At 47.4% G+C, this 16,561-nt stretch carries 13 protein-coding genes; 11 read left to right on the top strand and 2 right to left on the bottom strand.

The genetic code is table 11. The features are described from left to right. Positions 1-135 precede the first annotated feature (135 nt). From NV381_RS15950 to NV381_RS15925, 6 genes are all read left to right on the top strand, one after another. The gene (locus NV381_RS15950) at positions 136-354 is read left to right on the top strand and encodes a hypothetical protein (protein ID WP_258214291.1); all 219 of its coding nucleotides are present in this window, start codon (positions 136-138) and stop codon (positions 352-354) included. A gap of 775 nt (positions 355-1,129) precedes the next feature. Then, the gene (locus NV381_RS15945) at positions 1,130-2,107 is read left to right on the top strand and encodes an ABC transporter permease (protein ID WP_258214290.1); all 978 of its coding nucleotides are present in this window, start codon (positions 1,130-1,132) and stop codon (positions 2,105-2,107) included. Positions 2,108-2,117: 10 nt separating this feature from the next. Then, entirely contained in the window at positions 2,118-2,999 is an 882-nt protein-coding gene (locus NV381_RS15940; protein WP_258214289.1) for a carbohydrate ABC transporter permease, read from the top strand. Positions 3,000-3,035: 36 nt separating this feature from the next. Continuing rightward, positions 3,036-4,640: an extracellular solute-binding protein gene (locus tag NV381_RS15935; RefSeq protein ID WP_258214288.1), complete on the top strand. Its 1,605-nt coding sequence runs from the start codon at positions 3,036-3,038 to the stop codon at positions 4,638-4,640. Positions 4,641-4,752: 112 nt separating this feature from the next. Next, positions 4,753-5,652 (top strand): dihydrodipicolinate synthase family protein, encoded by a 900-nt coding sequence (locus tag NV381_RS15930; protein WP_258214287.1) that lies wholly within the window; start codon positions 4,753-4,755, stop codon positions 5,650-5,652. Between the two features lie 4 nt (positions 5,653-5,656). Further along, on the top strand, positions 5,657-7,330 hold the full coding sequence (locus tag NV381_RS15925; protein ID WP_258214286.1) for a sialidase family protein: 1,674 nt from the start codon (positions 5,657-5,659) through the stop codon (positions 7,328-7,330). Between the two features lie 750 nt (positions 7,331-8,080). Here the strand turns inward: NV381_RS15925 and NV381_RS15920 are convergent. Then, on the bottom strand, positions 8,081-8,539 hold the full coding sequence (locus NV381_RS15920; protein ID WP_258214285.1) for a DUF2306 domain-containing protein: 459 nt from the start codon (positions 8,537-8,539) through the stop codon (positions 8,081-8,083). 348 nt (positions 8,540-8,887) lie between these two features. On the opposite strand from NV381_RS15920, the gene NV381_RS15915 reads away from it, so the two are divergent. From NV381_RS15915 to NV381_RS15900, 4 genes are all read left to right on the top strand, one after another. Continuing rightward, the gene (locus NV381_RS15915; protein WP_258214284.1) at positions 8,888-9,985 is read left to right on the top strand and encodes a BMP family lipoprotein; all 1,098 of its coding nucleotides are present in this window, start codon (positions 8,888-8,890) and stop codon (positions 9,983-9,985) included. A gap of 106 nt (positions 9,986-10,091) precedes the next feature. Beyond that, the gene (locus tag NV381_RS15910) at positions 10,092-11,615 is read left to right on the top strand and encodes an ABC transporter ATP-binding protein (RefSeq protein ID WP_258214283.1); all 1,524 of its coding nucleotides are present in this window, start codon (positions 10,092-10,094) and stop codon (positions 11,613-11,615) included. Further along, positions 11,612-12,667: an ABC transporter permease gene (locus NV381_RS15905; RefSeq protein ID WP_258214282.1), complete on the top strand. Its 1,056-nt coding sequence runs from the start codon at positions 11,612-11,614 to the stop codon at positions 12,665-12,667. Before NV381_RS15910 ends, NV381_RS15905 begins: the two co-directional genes overlap by 4 nt. A gap of 4 nt (positions 12,668-12,671) precedes the next feature. Beyond that, complete coding sequence (locus NV381_RS15900; RefSeq protein ID WP_258214281.1) at positions 12,672-13,625, top strand: ABC transporter permease; 954 nt, start codon at positions 12,672-12,674, stop codon at positions 13,623-13,625. A 172-nt stretch (positions 13,626-13,797) separates the two neighbouring features. Here the strand turns inward: NV381_RS15900 and NV381_RS15895 are convergent, their stop codons facing one another. Further along, positions 13,798-14,973, bottom strand: coding sequence for an MFS transporter (locus NV381_RS15895; protein ID WP_258214280.1), 1,176 nt, complete (start codon positions 14,971-14,973; stop codon positions 13,798-13,800). A 109-nt stretch (positions 14,974-15,082) separates the two neighbouring features. Here NV381_RS15895 and NV381_RS15890 point away from each other — a divergent pair, with 109 nt between their 5' ends. Next, a complete protein-coding gene (locus NV381_RS15890; protein WP_258214279.1) occupies positions 15,083-16,027 on the top strand; it encodes a helix-turn-helix transcriptional regulator in 945 nt (314 codons plus the stop codon). Positions 16,028-16,561 lie beyond the last annotated feature (534 nt).

Genomic DNA, 16,561 nt, shown 5'->3' with positions numbered 1-16,561 from the left:
TTTTTATATGAATAGCGGCGATTAGCCCTGGAAGATTTTGTGCGGAACGGAGAGTTCCGTTATTCCGTCTGCCGCCTCCAATTTGGGGTGATAGCGGAAGCGGAAATTAAGTTATGTTGGCCGAATGGAGCCTTTATGCACAAAAACAGAGTGATAACGGAACGGGCTGTTCCTTTATCACTCTGTTTTTTGGACTTTTCAGGCGATAAAGGAACAATTACTTCCGTATTGCCCTCAACTTCCATGGATGCAGTACTGGCGTATTGTTTAGATGCAGGGGATATCTTCGCTAAAAGTATAGCGATGCTAACTGTACATGGAACACCTGCAGGGGAGATTCATGGCTATCAATAACGGCTCGAAGACCGGCTTAGGGAAGTAAGGAAGCGGCGCAAAGCAGGAACACGACTTCAACAGCGGCCGGAATCCCATACCCGATTCCCTCCCAACGCACAAACGTAGATTGTACACCAAGGACGCCGCAAGGCGTTTTTCTTATAATATTAGAAAGTATAAGTTCGAACCGGAGGTTCACCTTTCTAATATTGCAAGAAAAGCCACCGCTAAGACACGAATGTATCTTCATCGAATGGGCTTCGAATAGAAGCTTTTCTTATTTTTTAAGTATTACAAAGTTTTGCGTTCACAGGAGCGGATAATGAGCGACGCAAACAGGAAGAGGCGGAACATAGATGCTCTATTTGTCTTGAAAGCGGGGAAAAAGAGGCACTCGGGGAACGTAGGTGCGCTATTTGGCAGAAAACCGGGGTTATGGCACCGAAATTCGGCCAATAGCGCATCAACGTTCCCTTTCGTCGTGTGAATGGCTGTTGAAACATGAAATAACGAACTGACGTTCCTTTTCGCTATTCGAAGAGCTGTACGGACCTGGATTTAACCTGCAGCAATTCGGGAAAGCCGGAAGGCCAACGCGGTTTAGATGAGATACGTGCGAGGGAGAGTTGTACCCGGAAAACTTCAGTTGAGTGGAAGCTTTGCTATATGTCAAAAAGTGCGGGTCAAAAGATGCGATCAGCCATTTGTCAAAAAGAGCGGGCTACATCAAAAGGTGTTTCTTTTCAAAATGCAGCTGCAGCACATACGATAAGGGCAAAGGAGGTGAGCAAACTTGCAGCAAAACGAATCCGACACAATAATTACACAATCCGTGCTTGTCCCCAAGCCGCCTAAGAACGCGTGGGCCGGGATCAGAAAACGGCTCGTTCGGGACCGCAACTTATATCTAATGCTGCTGCCGGTGATCGGTTTCTATCTCTTGTTCAAATTGGCCCCGCTCGGAGGAGAGATCATTGCATTCAAAAATTACCGGTTTGCAGACGGCATATGGGGAAGCGATTGGGTAGGTCTTAAACATTTTGAAAGTCTGTTCGCCAGCAAAGAATTTTATATGGTATTGAAAAATACATTGCTGCTGAACGTGTACAGCCTCTTATTCGGCTTTCCGGCTCCTATTATTCTGGCGCTGCTGTTGAATGAAGTCCGGGTGGAGTGGTACAAGCGGATTGTGCAAAATTTTCTGTATCTTCCGCATTTTATATCGTGGGTCGTTCTTGGGGGAATCCTCATTACGATATTATCGCCTGCAAGAGGTGTGATCAACAGTATTTTGACGAAGGGGTTGGGGCTTGACCCGATTTATTTTCTTGGTGATACCTTTTGGTGGCCGATTACGTTCGTACTCTCCGGAATTTGGCGGGAGGCGGGTTGGGGGACGATTTTATATTTAGCGGCAATGGCTAATGTGGACCCTCAGCTGTATGAAGCGGCCAAGATGGATGGTGCGGGCAAGCTGCGTCAAATATGGCATATTACATTGCCGGGCATACGCAGTACGGTTGCTATACTGTTGATTTTGAAGGTTGGGCATATGATGGATATTGGCTTCGAGCAAATTTTTGTGCTGCAAAACGATATGGTTTTGGGCATCTCCGATGTCATTAGTACTTATGTGTACCGGATAGGGCTTTTGTCAGCACAATACAGCTACACGACAGCGCTCGGGTTGTTCCAATCGCTCATCGCATTAATTCTCGTCATCAGCGTGAACAAAATTGTGAAATTACTAGGAGAAAAAGGACTATGGTAGGGGGGAGGGTATGAATAAAACTACATTGGCAGGAAGATTTGGCTACAGCTTCATGTATGCCCTACTTGCGGTGTGCGGATTTTGTGCACTATATCCGTTAATCCAGGTTATTGCCGCGTCCTTCAGCAGCAGCAGGGCGATAAGCTCGGGCGAGGTATACCTGTGGCCGGTGGAATTTACGTTATTGAACTATAGCATTTTATTGAAGGATGGGGCCATCTTCACCGCTCTCTTCAATACGGTAATCGTGACAGTAGTCGGCACGGCGTTCAATATTATCGCAACGGTACTTGCTGCTTATCCGCTTTCCAAGCCGAGACTTATAGGTCGGAATTCGCTGCTTATGGTCATAACGTTTACGATGCTGTTCACCGGAGGCTTAATTCCTCATTTCATTCTGATTAAAACGCTTGGCTTGATGAACACTTATTGGGCACTATGGCTTCCTGCTTTAATAAGCACCTATAATATGTTTGTGATGAAAACATATTTCGAGGGACTGCCCTCTGAGATCGAAGAATCCGCTGCTATTGATGGGGCCGGGGATTGGACAGTGTTGTTCAAGATTATATTACCGCTTTCTAAGCCGATGCTGGCCGCCTTATCTTTATTTTATGCAGTTTACTGGTGGAACTCGTATTTTAATGTATTGATCTATATTTCGAGCGCCAAGAAAGCAACGATGATGCTGAAGCTGTATCAAATGCTGCAAGGCATGAATGATAAGCTGCAAAATTTGGATACGGCCATCGTAAGTGTGAATGATATTCCAACGCCGGAAGGCTTAAAGGCCGCGGCTATCTTTATCGCTTTGCTGCCAATCCTTTGTTTTTACCCGTTTTTACAAAAGCATTTTGTAAAAGGTGTTCTTATCGGTTCAGTCAAAGGATAGCGAAAATTTAGATGATGTTCCTGGGAGGATAAGTCAATGAATAAAAAGGCTTTGGGTCGTAGAACGATTCGATTAACATTATCCGGTGGTCTGGCTGCTGCCCTATTGCTCGCCGGCTGCACGAAGAGTAACCCTGCTCCAAGCGCGGAGGGCTCGTCCGATCCGTATGATAAATTGCCCAAAATCGTCTCCGTCAATGCCAGAGATAATGGGAACATCGCAAGCGAGGAAGGCAATATCGAGGAGAACCGCTGGACGAAATGGATTAATGAAAACTCAGGCGTTCAAGTGAAGTGGATTGCTACTCCTCCTACCTTAGGTCCGCTTATTCAGAAGCTGAACACGCTTGTTGCAGCAGGAGAAGGTCCCGATCTGTTCGTTGAAGCCAATCGGCCGTTTCTATCGACATTAGTTGATAACGGTGCCCTTCAGCCTATAGACTCTTACATTGACAAGTACAGCACCTCCTATAAAAAGTATTTGGCTGAGCATCCGGAGCTGAAGGAATGGGTCACATTCGACGATGGCAAAATGTATTTAGCCGGGGTTATGCGTGCAGGCACGAGCGGCACGATTGTTCATGCAGGCTTCATCAGGCAGGATTGGCTGGATAAGCTGGGACTCAAAATGCCGACAACCGCAGACGAACTGCTGGAGGTTGCCAAAGCCTTTAAAGAAAGAGATCCAGACGGTAACGGAAAAGCGGATACAGTACCCTTTTCATTCAATATTCCTCTCGGATTAGGCAGTCCGATTCAAGGCATTTTCGATACGATGGCGGATAAATGGCATGTGGAAAACGGCAAGCCTACCTATGGCGCTTTGACAGAGCGGTTTGCAGATTCGATTGCATTTAATAAGAGAATGTACGAGGAAGGTCTCATTGATAAGGAATATTTAACGGACAAAAATTTTGAACGCCAAAAACAGCTATGGGTAACAGGGAAGTCGGGGATTTTCCTCGGTACGACCGGCGATATTTACAACTCGTATAAGGACTTGAAAAAAAATGCTCCAACGGCGAAGCTGGCTCCAATCGCTCCTGTATCCACCAAATACGGAAAGAACGGTTATAACCAAGGAGTAGGTTTAGCAGGCAATATGGTCGGCTTCAATAAACAGATGAAAAATCCGAAAGCGGCCGTACAGGTCCTCGATTTCATGATCGACAAAGGCGGGTTTACATTGGCAAATGGATTGGAGAATGTGCATTACAAAATATCCAACGGGGTTCCTGCGCCTGTCGATCCGCAAAAGAATGCCAAGGAGCTTAATTATGCGGCTACGTATAATTTGCTTTACAACGACAAGGGCTCTTACGAGGATCTTTTGAAAAATCCGAATCCGGATCCGATCTTCCGGGAAATCGATGAATTAAGGGCCCAAGCTGGCAAAGTCATCCTGTCCGTACCGTTCCGCAGAGATTTCGCAGTGCTGCCGTCCACTCAGGAATTTAATCAAACGATGACCGCTTTTAACGCTCTGGTTGATCCGGCAATTGCTAAAGCTGTAGTTTCCGGAGCGGCTTATACGCCACAAATGGCAGCAGAAGATTTAAAGAAGGAATGGAAACGTCTTGGCGGGGATAAAGACGATCAATTGATGAATGACTATTATCAGAAGAAAAAGAATGCCAAATGACCATGGAAATGAAGGGGCCAATGGCAAGAGTCTTATAACGGGGCGGATTGGATTCGCCCTTGTTTTGTCTTGCAACAAAAGTCTGACCATACACAAAGGGAGGTAAGTTAATATGAATAAATTACAAGGTATTATTCCGCCAATTCTTACACCGTTTACAAAGGAGCTGGATGTCGATACGGCTGCTTTGCGGGGTTTGGCAAACTATATGATCGGCTCTGGGGTAAACGGTATTTTTGCAATGGGAACGGCAGCTGAATCGCCAATGCTGACCCGTGAGCAGCGCTTGAAGGCGCTGCAGGCGCTGAAATCGGAGTGTGCAGGAAGAATTCCGCTGTTGGTTGGCGTTATGGAAACCAGCACAGCGAGAGTGCTGGAACTTGTGCGCGAGGCGGAGGAGCTGCAGGCGGATGCGGTAGTTGCTGTGACCCCTTACTATTTCCGTGTTAAGCAGAAAGAGATTGTCAAGCATTACGCCGCAATTCGCGAAGCGACTTCATTGCCGCTCATTATTTATAATGTTCCGGTGTATACCGGCAACCCGATTGAACCGGCGACGGTTAACGAGATCGCCCGTTTCCCAGATGTCGTAGCCTACAAGGACAGCTCCGGTAACATGCCTCATTTTCAGCAGGCGATTCGTCTTACCCGTGATTTGCCGCATTTTTCGGTGCTGCAGGGGGTGCAGGTGTTAAGTGTAATCAGCTTGCAAATGGGTGCGGCCGGATTGATTCCGGGGGTCGGCAATGTAATCCCTGATCAGATGGTTTCGTTATTTCAAGCTGTTCGACAGGGAGAATTGGAGAAAGCCTATGAAATACAAGATTTTATCGTCCGGCTGGAGGAAGCATTCTCGATTGAAGGGTATTCACTTCCGGTTCTGAAGGGAATGGCGCAATATCTGGGCTTCGGCGAGGGAGTGCCGCATTTTCCGCTGCAGCCGCTTACGACTGACGGAATGAATAAGCTTTCACAAATCTTATTAGGCGGTAATGTAAAGGGAGGTGTGTGACCCTATGAAAAAGGTGTCCGATTCCAATAAACATTTGGTAGCTCAAGAAAAGGATATGTACATTTCATTTCCCGGGATCGCCAAGGCGGCGAAGGGAGCGCTTGTGGCATGCTATTTGCGTACGGACAGCCATCATCGTACGAAAACGGATATCATGATTACACGATCCTTGGACGGCGGGCAATCATGGATCAACCATCAATCGATATCGTATACCGATGTTTTTGAACAGGGGAGTGTGTACGTAGTACCGAGAATTAATTCACTTTCTGACGGAAGGTTGGTTGTTATTTGTGACCGCGGGCTGCAGAAACCGCAAACCGAATTCCAATATTTATCGACCTGGGTCTACAATAAGCAGATGTGGAATGAATTGTTTTGGAGCTATGATGAAGGTTTGACCTGGGATGGTCCGCACCGGATAGATGATGTTGGGGGTGAGCCGGAATATATTCAGGAGCTATCGAACGGGAGCTTGATGTATACAAGAGCGGAAGTCGGTGAAATGGAGCCTAGACTGCGCTTTAATCCGGCAACCTATTATGAATTTGGCAACCCGGCCAAATACGACTGGTTCCCCGGAGTTAAAGTGTATTATAAGCAGGCGGCTGTGTTTTCGGATGACGGCGGACAAACCTGGGGACGGAAATCATTTATGACGGACCATCCGTTGTACTCGGACGCGGAAGCCGGCTTTGCAGAAATCAAGCCCGGACATTTGCTCGCTGTAACTCGTTGCGCTGACCATGGCACCCGTTATGGGCAGCCAAGCCGTATGATCCGAAGCAATGATTACGGCCTGACTTGGGATCAAGGGGTACTGGCGCCGTTTCACGGTCACCGTCCTACACTTGGTATGCTGCAGTCGGGCAAGGCACTGGCTGTTTTCAGAAATGCGTTGGGCACCAATGCCACCTATGCGTTTGTGTTCGATCCGGAGGAGCCGTTTACTTATCAGCCGAACTCCTTCATATGGAATGAAGCTGATTGTGAAATCGACAACGGTATCATGACCCTAAGAACGGAGGAAGGCCCTGAACGTGCTGTGAGGTTCCAATTATATCCGGCTCAAAATGATGTATCACGTGTAGAACTAGAGACGGAAATGAGACTGGAGGAGGCAGACGAGTATGGCTGCTGCATTAGCGCCGGCTGCTGGATCCGCTTTGAGACAGACCGTGTGTCGTTGGCCGGGCGGCCAGAGCAAGGATTTATGCTGGACACACGCAAGTGGCATCAATACAAGATCATTCGGGAGCATCATGAGATCTTCATTTATGTGGACGGAGAACTGCTGCTGCACACGAATACAGTAGGCTTGGCCACGCGAACGGTCAGCTTCGGCAACCGGTATATTCAGAATGAAGCTAAGCGGAACCGTTCTGTCAGCCACTGGCGGTCGTTATCTGTAAAGGTTATTAATCCGGATGACTATACCATTGATTGGGAATGGAATGCAGCGGTCGGCTACCCTGATCAATTTCGCAGAGACAGGCTTGTCCTGCTCGATAAATCCGGATTCTCAGCTGGAGATAACGGATATCCGCAATGGGTACAGCAACCGGACGGCTCCATCGTCATTATCGATTATACAAAGGGAGAGCCGGTACAGGACCAGCCTTTTGTCCGCTCTTATACGGTTACAGAAGCTGAATTATCTGGCTTAAAGCAGGCTTAACCACCCAAATAGGAAAGGCAGTTGATTTGTATCATTCAACTGCCTTTTTTATGATACTAGAAAGTTTAAGTTTGAACCGGAGGTTCACCTTTCTAATTTTGCAAGAAAAGCAACCGCTAAGACACGAATGTATCTTCATCGAGAGGGCTTCGAATAGAAGCTTTTCTTACGTATAAGAGGGAGTTTAATTGCTTTGTAGCGCTAAAGTAGGGCACCCTTTCTAATGTTGCATAAGTGATCGCGCTAGAACAGATGTTCAGAAGTTGCTTTCATTCTAAAGGAGACTAGGATTTTCGGAGGGCTGTCGGATGATAGATGGAAATCCTCCCGTTAATTCAGCCTGGAAATCGTTTGAAAGCAATCTAACTGGAAAAACTCCTGCTAATAGAGGGGATAGGGCTGAGATCAACCCAAACCCTTAGAATTAGCATGAGAAATTCCAGTTATAGGGATTGGAACGCTTTTTTGGGAGGAAATAACATGACATTTTCCTGCTAATTGCGTGCGGTTTGCTAGGCTGCCATGCCATGCTGTGAGGAGTTAGTCATGCGGTTAAAAAAGTTCTATGCTGCTATTGGGCTTGGCGCAGCTGCTTGGGATTATGCAATTTAAAAATAACCGAAGAGAATCTATAAATAGCATTAAGACATTCATCTTGTAAGTGACCAATAGGATATATTTTCGGCTTGTTATTTCGGCGATCTGGATACTCGCATTCCCCCTCCCCCCATACACCTATGAATAAATCAATTATATGTTTGGTGCACTATATTTTTTTCCGACTATAAATATAATTGGAGTTCCTATGATTGTAGGTAAGAACCAAAACAGTAATTGGGGCAGTTCATTTAAAACAGGAATTCTATGTACGTTTACTACCAAAGTGGCGGTTACAATACCGATGTATGAACCTGCCAGTCCCCCAATATGGGAACCCAACCAATTTTTCCACTTTTTTTTAGCGGCCAAATAGCCAAGTAAAGCAAGGCCGTAAGAAAATAAAGCGATATAAAAGAGATACTGGCTTGTCTCCCAATGTAAAATGGACATCACAATGGCTGTTACAAATACAATAACATAGGAACAATGATAAATTTCCCCTGCTAGTGTATGCTTGCCTTTTTTCTTCTTGAAAAACATAGCGAATAAGCCGCTTACTAAACAAATAATACCTGTAAGAAGATGGATAATTAAAAATATACTAAACAATTCGCATCAACCCCAAATGATATATTTATCAACCTGCTGCTTAATTTAAGCATAACTGAATTTTCTCTAAAAACAACATCGGTAAAACTTATTTGTGAGGGCAAATGGAGAAGGGGACGGTTTTTAGTTAATAAAGGTATTATTAGCAGAATAAAGGAGAATCTTGTGGGAAAAGCTATTGTTTATCGGATGTATGATTTGCTGAAAGGTCCTATACAGAAAGAGTGTTCTTAATAATAAGTTAGGAAAACTGACATAAAGTTAGGTTGAAATAAATAAGATTTCCGCATATAGTTATTATATTATCTTGATATGATAGATAAATTAACATTTGAGGGGGCGTTAATAGTGAAAAAGGGGTTAAAAACATGGATGTTAATCGCATCTATTGTTATGTTTGTGACAGGTTGTGGTGGTGGTAAAAAAGAGAATCCAAGCGGTGGTACATCGGCAGTATCCAATTTCAAGGTAGGGATGGTTACGGATGCCGGCTCGATTGACGACAAATCATTTAACCAAGGGACCTGGGAAGGTATTCAAAAAGCCGCAGGCGAACTGAAGCTTACCGATAAATATTTGAAGCCGACAGGGACGACAGAGGCTGATTATATGAAGGAAATTGGCAATCTGTATGATGCTGGATTCAAGTTTATCGTAACTCCTGGCTTTAAGTTTGAAACGGCGATATTCAAGTCCCAGGATAAATATAAGGATGCCAAATTCGTATTGATTGATGGTTTCCCACATAGTGGTGATTCCAAATCCGTAGTAAAGGAAAACACGGTAGCGATCTTTTTCGCAGAGCAGGAATCGGGATATTTAGCTGGTATAGCCACGGCGCTTCAGATTAAGGAAGGTGAAGCCGGTTTTATTGGCGGCATGGAAATTCCACCTGTACAAAAATATAACTGGGGCTTTCAGCAAGGGATTCAATACGCCAATGAAAAGCTAGGTACGAAGATCAGCTTGAAGAAAGAAAACGTTATTTATCAAGGCTCCTTTGACAACGTAGCAGCTGGAGGACAATTGGCTGCGCAAATGTTCGATCGCGGTGTGAAAGTTATTTTCTGTGCGGCTGGCGGCGTTGGTGTTGGAGTCATTAACGAAACCAAGACCCGCGTTTCTTCTGGTAAGGCGGTTTGGGTAGTGGGTGTTGACGTGGATCAATATGCGGATGGTGTATATCAAGGAGATAAATCGGTTGTCCTGACATCAGCTATGAAGAAAATCGATCACGCAGCCTATGACATGGTCAAAGCCGAGAAGGAAGGTAAATTCCCGGGGGGTAAAACCTTAACATTCGATTCCAAAAATGATGGTGTGGGCATACCGGATAAAAATCCGAATCTTAGCGAGGATACTGTGAAGAAGGTTAGCGAAGTATTGGCCAAGCTCAAAGCTGGCGAAATAAAAGTAGCTGCCGAACAGGGCTCACTAATAAAATAAGGATTGGTATATAGCAATGCCACGGGTATATAGAAGACGGATAACCTCCGTCTTTTTGTATATCTGGGTATATAGCGGAACCTGCGAGTAAAGGAGGAACAAATAGATGGATTATGTGGTTGAAATGCTCAATATCCGTAAGGAATTTGCCGGTATTGTCGCGAATGACGATATTACGCTTCGTTTGAAGCGAGGAGAAATCCACGCCCTGCTGGGGGAGAACGGCGCCGGTAAATCGACGCTGATGGGTATACTTTTCGGCATGTATCAGGCGGATCGAGGCATAATTAAGGTTAATGGTGAGGAAACCCGGATCAGTAATCCGAATGTTGCGTACAAGCTGGGAATTGGGATGGTTCATCAGCATTTCAAGCTCGTAGAGAAGTTCACCGTTACAGAAAATATGATTCTCGGCAGCGAGCCCCGGAAGGGACTTATTCTTGATATAAAGGCAGCTGCCAAGCGGATCGAAAAGCTGTCTCAATTGTATGGATTGAATGTTGACCCTTATGCCAGAATTGAAGATATTTCCGTTGGCATGCAGCAGAGAGTGGAGATTCTGAAAATGCTTTACCGTGACGCAGAGGTACTGATATTCGATGAACCTACCGCTGTGCTGACCCCTCAGGAGATCCAAGATTTTGAAAAGATTTTGAAAAATTTGATTGCGGAAGGCAAATCGGTCATTTTGATCACACATAAGCTCAAAGAAATCAAAGCTGTTGCACATCGCTGCACCATCATCCGCCGTGGCAAAACGATAGGAATGGTTGATGTGGGGGAAGCTACCGAGGCCCAAATGGCAGAGATGATGGTGGGGCGTCAAATTTCTTTCAAGGTAGATAAGCAGACATCTACGCCGGGCGAGGTAGTGCTCAGGCTGGATTCGCTAACTATTAGTAACAATAAGAAGCTGACCGCATTGAATAACTTCTCATTGGATGTACGTGCCGGAGAAGTCGTTGGTATCGCGGGTGTTGAAGGAAACGGGCAGGCAGAATTGGTAGAAGGTATAACGGGGCTTCGTAAGATCGAATCCGGGCATGTCTGGTTCCAGGGGAAGGATATTACGGGTATGGCAATTCGCGACAGAATTGAGCAAGGGATTGCCCATATTCCGGAGGACCGGCATAAACGGGGTCTAGTGCTAGACTATACTTTGGAAGAAAATATGATTTTGGAGGTATACCACCGCGAGCCGTTTTCTAAAAGAGGGCTTCTGAATAAGCCGGCCATCCGTGAGTATGCGAATCGGATTCTGGAAAGCTTCGATGTACGATCAGGACAAGGCGCTGTATCTGTGGCCAGATCATTATCGGGAGGGAACCAGCAGAAGGCAATCATCGGGAGGGAGCTCGAGCTGGCTCCTGATCTGCTTATTGCCGTGCAGCCAACACGTGGCTTGGATGTAGGCTCCATCGAATATATTCATAAACGTTTAATTGAGCATCGTGATCAAGGGAAAGCGGTGCTCTTGGTTTCATTGGAGCTGGAAGAAGTAATCCAAGTATCGGATCGGATCGCTGTTGTGAATAATGGTGAGCTTATCGGAGTCGTGGAGTCAAAGGATACTAACGAGCAGGAAGTCGGCTTGATGATGGCCGGTGTGAAGAGGGGGGGAGGCGTATGAGAAGCGGGATTACTTCCCTGCTTGCCGTCGTTCTGGGCTTGCTGGCCGGAGCGTTGCTGATGGCGGTGACGGGCCATAATCCATTTGAGGGATATAGCTACTTGTTCCAGGGTGGTTTGAAAAACCCGGAAAGAATCGGGAATACGATAGCAACGGCAACCCCGCTGATTTTTACCGGATTATCCGTAGCCTTCGCCTTTAGAACAGGCTTATTTAATATAGGTGTAGCTGGGCAAATGTTGATTGGAGGTCTTTGCGCGACGGCCATTGGACTGAGCTTTGACCTGCCAAGAGCTCAGCTGCTGCTACTTATGGTGATCAGCGGTTTTATCGGTGGCGCTATATGGGGATTCGTCCCGGGAATACTCAAAGCGAGGTTTAACGTTCATGAAGTGGTTTCTACAATTATGATGAATTGGATAGCTTACTGGACGGTTTATTACGTGGTGCCTGCTTATTTCAAAGGGGCGTATTTGGAAACCGAATCAAGAAATTTGTCGGATACTGCCCTGCTGAAGGAGCCGTTCTTATCGGAGCTGTTCGGGGGATCCTACATTAACCTGGGGATTTTCATTGCGCTTATAGCCGTTATTCTTGTCGCTTTTATCATTGATAGAACGACGCTTGGCTATGAATTGAAAGCGGTTGGCTTTAATCGATATGCTGCTGAATATACGGGTATAGCGGTCAAACGCAGTATGGCGTTGTCAATGGTTATTTCCGGAGGGCTCGCTGGTCTTGGCGGCGTAGCTCAATATGCGGGCAATGCCGTGAATATGCAAATTGGGATTATGCCATCGCAAGGCTTTGACGGAATAGCGGTTGCGCTGCTGGGAGCCAATACACCGGCTGGTGTGCTCGTATCTGCGATTTTTTTCGGACTGCTTTCTTCAGGCAGAGGCTTCATGAATGCCATGACTGAGATTCCTCCCGAGATTGCCGATACGATCATCGCTATCATTATCTACTTTGCAGCTACCAGTATTCTCATTGAGCGTTTGATCCGTTGGGTTAACCGACGCTCATCAACCAGAGGAAAGCAGGTGAAATGATCCTATGTGGGTAACGCTTCAACAAATATTTCCTTATGCCATCGTGTTTACCATTCCGCTTTTGATAACGGCGTTGGGCGCATTATTTAGTGAAAGAAGCGGTGTTGTGAACATCGGTCTCGAAGGGCTGATGGTTGTAGGATCGTTCACTGGCGCTTTTGTTATTTTCAAATTACAGTCCATATGGCCTGGCAATCAGGCTGTCATTTGGATCGGTTTGTTTATCGCGATGGCAGCCGGGGCGGTATTCTCCCTCCTGCATGCATTTGCCAGCATCAGTCTCAGTGCTAATCAGATTATTAGTGGTACGGCGATCAATCTGGTAGCCGGGGCACTAACGGTTTTTCTGTCACGCAATATTACAGGCAGCGGCAATATACGCATCACCACCGGCTTTACGCCCTTCGAGGTGCCGCTGCTCTCGAAGCTTCCGGTCGTAGGTCCCTTAATCTTTTCCAATACATACGCATCAACATGGTTTATCCTGTTAATTGTGTTCCTCAGTACCTTTGTTCTTTACAAAACACCGTTTGGTCTGCGCTTGCGCGCATGCGGCGAACATCCGCACGCGGCGGAAGCATCAGGCATCAACGTAAAATCGATGAGATATACCGGAGTGATTATTTCCGGTGCCTTCTCGGCACTTGGCGGCGCCGCGATGATTGTTACCTTTGCGGGCGAATTTACAGGCAGTGTGGCTGGATTGGGTTTTCTGGCCTTGGCTTCCTTAATATTCGGACAATGGAGACCCTTCGGTATCGTGGGGGCTACACTATTCTTCGGTTTTGCAAGCACGATAGCTAATGTATCTCAGGTTATTCCGTCGCTAGCGGTATTTCCGCCTATTATTCTCAAGGTATTTCCATATGTCGTCACGTTGTTGGCGCTAATTGTGTTCTCCAAAACATCGAATGCCCCGAAAGCGGCGGGCGAGCCTTTTGACTCCGGTAAGAGATAGAAAGGCTGCGGCCATGTGTTTCACAAATTTATAAGCGCAGCATGCTTGCTCTTCAAAAACGTCGCTCCTATGCATATGCAGGAGCGGCGTTTTTCTGACCCATTGGTGGCAGATTTGTCGTATAGGCACTGCATTCAGATAATGCCTTGAATAGCATAGGAAGTACGTATGGTTACCCCTTGCCGCTAGTCGGTGAGTTCCTCCCCAGGACGCCACTGGACAGGAAAGTCCCGAGTGATAGTGCAAGGCAGATCCCTGAGAAGATACCGATTGACGAATAGCCCCCGAGCTGAACATAGAGTATGCCTGCCGCCCATGCGCCGAGTGTGTTCGCACCGTTCATCGTCGCGTTGGCCAGGCTGGAGATCGTTCCGCGAATTGAAGAGTTGAGCGAAGTGAGTGCACCCATAACAATCGGGAAGATTATCCCGAGTATCGTGCAAATGATGAAATAGACAATCGTCACGCCAGGAAGGCTCGCTAGATGAGGCATCACCACGTATAGAGCCAGGAGTAATGCCATTCCTGCCGCGACTGCCTTTGCATGACCCAGCTTTTGAGATGCATATGCACTAACCGTGCTCCCCAGAAGATTGCCAAGTCCGAGGAAGATCATTACAGTACCGATTTGCCCGACTGGAAGCTCGAACTGGTCTGCCATCCACTTGCCAACGAAGGCGAATGCGGTTCCGCATCCTAAGTGAAGGAGCAGGTAAGCGAAGAAGCCGCCCCTTGCTTTCCTGCTCGTGATCAACGGGACATACCGGCGAAGGATCGACGTCCGCTCATCCTTTTGGACGCTTGGCTTTATGTCGGGCAGCGTGTAAAAGATGACGATGGCAAGCAGAAAAGATGCGATTCCAATCGTCCAGAACGGAACAGACCAATGGGCGGTCGCAAGCCAACTACCTATGGGCACACCAAACGCCTGGGATGCGGCGAGCCCTGAGAAGGCGATGCCCATTGTCTTCGATATTTGGGATGCAGGCATGATGGCGGGGATGGACGCCCACACCTGCGGAGCGGTGAATGCCGCACTGATGCCGGCAAGGAAACGGAACAGGCACATCGTCCAGAAGCTGTCCGCGAAGCCGCATAAAATTGTCGCTACGGAGAATCCGAGCAAGCCGCTCAGAAGCACGGTTCTGCGATTCCAACCGTCGGACAGAGGTCCTGCGATCAAGGCGAAGACGGCCGAACCGAGCGTATAGGCGCCAAGCATCCATCCGGCGATACTCGTTGACACGCCGAACTGTGTCTGCAGTGTAGGGAGCAAGGGTGAGATCAGGAACGTATCGGTTCCGATCATGAACATGATGAGAAAGAACAATACCGTATATTTACGCATGGTCGATCACTCCTAATGGTTTAGTGTTGCTTACGTTTTATATCGTAAGTTATAATAGTGACACAATTTGTCACAAACTAATTTATTTATGAAAAAGAGGATGATCCGGATGCCCAAGTCCAAAAGACTGATGGAACTGATGATGACTGTCAACCGGAAGCGGCGATTCAAAGTACAGGAGCTTGCCGATGAATTTGGCGTATCTAAGCGTACGATTCTAAGGGATCTGCAGGAGCTGAGCGAGCTGGGGGTACCGCTTTATTCGGAAGTGGGGCCACACGGGGGCTATCAGGTGATCAGGGAGAGAGTACTGCCTCCGATCGCATTCACGGAGGAAGAGGCCGTGGCGATGTTCTTTGCGGTGCATGCCCTGCGTCATTACTCCTCGCTGCCATTCGAAGCTGAATCCGCTTCGGCTCTGCGAAAGTTCTACCTTCATATGCCTGGGGACGTCCGGGACCGGATTGATGGCATGAAGGACCGGGTCGACTTCATTACGCCAGCGAGGCGTGGCGATGCGCCCAGCTTGGCCATTCTTCTTGACGCGGCGGTACATCAGAAGGTGCTTGCCATCGAATACGAGTCAAAGGAGGAGGGGACGGGTAACCGTCGGATTCAGCCGGTCTGTATATATGCTAACAATGGCTTCTGGTATTGCACGGCTTACTGTTTCTTGCGCGAGGGCTTTCGCGTATTCCGATGCGATCGAATTCGCGCTGCGATATATGATGCATCCGGCACGGACCCGCTCGATCTGAGCGATATCCGCCTCAGCCGCAGAGAGGTTGCAGAGCCGCGGGAGCCTGTTCACCTTCGGGCGGAGTTAAGCCCGGCCGGTGTCCAGCGCTGCGAATCCGAGCTGTGGCTTGCTCCTCTGATGCAAGTGCGCGAAGACGGAAGCGGCGTTATCGATAAGGATGTGCCCCGCAGTGACATCCCTTTTTATACGGAGTTCTTTATCGGATTAGGGGACGAGGCCGTACTGGAGGAGCCGGAGGAATTGAAGGTGTCGATCCGGCGCAGACTCTTGGAGTTGCTGGAGCGATACTCATGAATAGGGCACAACGTCGAATTGCAGCAAAGCGTGATTCTCGACGCTTGAAATCGTTATATACTCAACCATCAGGTGAGTTCCTTTAATAATCATGGTGAGGCAGCTATGTGGTTTAAAGGTACTGAACGGAACTGAAAATTCCGTTATCTAATCTGCTGCCTCCAATTTAAGCAGATAGTGGAAGTCTGAATTCCGCTATTTGGGGTAAATAGGAGCACAATGAACACAAACAGAGAGATAACGGAATCAGGACTTCCGTTATCTCTCTGTTTATGGTGCTTTCCGTGCGATAGCGGAAGTCTGAATTCCGCGAGCGACCGGGCAAGGTCGTGTAATTTAGCAGGTGGAACCCCTGCTTGGTAGAACGTGCAGCCGCGTTGCCAATAGCGAGTCTTGGGCTATCAGCGGTAATGTTGAGTGCTAAGCGTAGACAGTCAGGCAGTAGGCCTGAAAAGTGACGGAGCCCCGAAATTGACTAACATTGAGATAGGCCGACGGTATGCGGAATCTGGAAGGCAACATCTACACAGACGC

This window comes from Paenibacillus radicis (ex Xue et al. 2023) (genome assembly GCF_024722015.1).
Classification (GTDB): Bacteria; Bacillota; Bacilli; order Paenibacillales; family NBRC-103111; genus Paenibacillus_S.
The sequence above is the reverse complement of the archived record's forward strand: the minus strand, read 5'-3'. Positions and strand labels throughout refer to the sequence as shown.

What these genes read in the sequence shown, in the direction of transcription:
- NV381_RS15950 (WP_258214291.1), top strand. Translation starts at nt 136, where the DNA reads ATGCACAAAAACAGAGTGATAACGGAACGGGCTGTTCCTTTATCACTC.
- NV381_RS15940 (WP_258214289.1), top strand. Translation starts at nt 2,118, where the DNA reads ATGAATAAAACTACATTGGCAGGAAGATTTGGCTACAGCTTCATGTAT.
- NV381_RS15935 (WP_258214288.1), top strand. Translation starts at nt 3,036, where the DNA reads ATGAATAAAAAGGCTTTGGGTCGTAGAACGATTCGATTAACATTATCC.
- NV381_RS15930 (WP_258214287.1), top strand. Translation starts at nt 4,753, where the DNA reads ATGAATAAATTACAAGGTATTATTCCGCCAATTCTTACACCGTTTACA.
- NV381_RS15925 (WP_258214286.1), top strand. Translation starts at nt 5,657, where the DNA reads ATGAAAAAGGTGTCCGATTCCAATAAACATTTGGTAGCTCAAGAAAAG.
- NV381_RS15910 (WP_258214283.1), top strand. Translation starts at nt 10,092, where the DNA reads ATGGATTATGTGGTTGAAATGCTCAATATCCGTAAGGAATTTGCCGGT.
- NV381_RS15905 (WP_258214282.1), top strand. Translation starts at nt 11,612, where the DNA reads ATGAGAAGCGGGATTACTTCCCTGCTTGCCGTCGTTCTGGGCTTGCTG.
- NV381_RS15900 (WP_258214281.1), top strand. Translation starts at nt 12,672, where the DNA reads ATGTGGGTAACGCTTCAACAAATATTTCCTTATGCCATCGTGTTTACC.
- NV381_RS15895 (WP_258214280.1), bottom strand. Translation starts at nt 14,973, where the DNA reads ATGCGTAAATATACGGTATTGTTCTTTCTCATCATGTTCATGATCGGA.
- NV381_RS15890 (WP_258214279.1), top strand. Translation starts at nt 15,083, where the DNA reads ATGCCCAAGTCCAAAAGACTGATGGAACTGATGATGACTGTCAACCGG.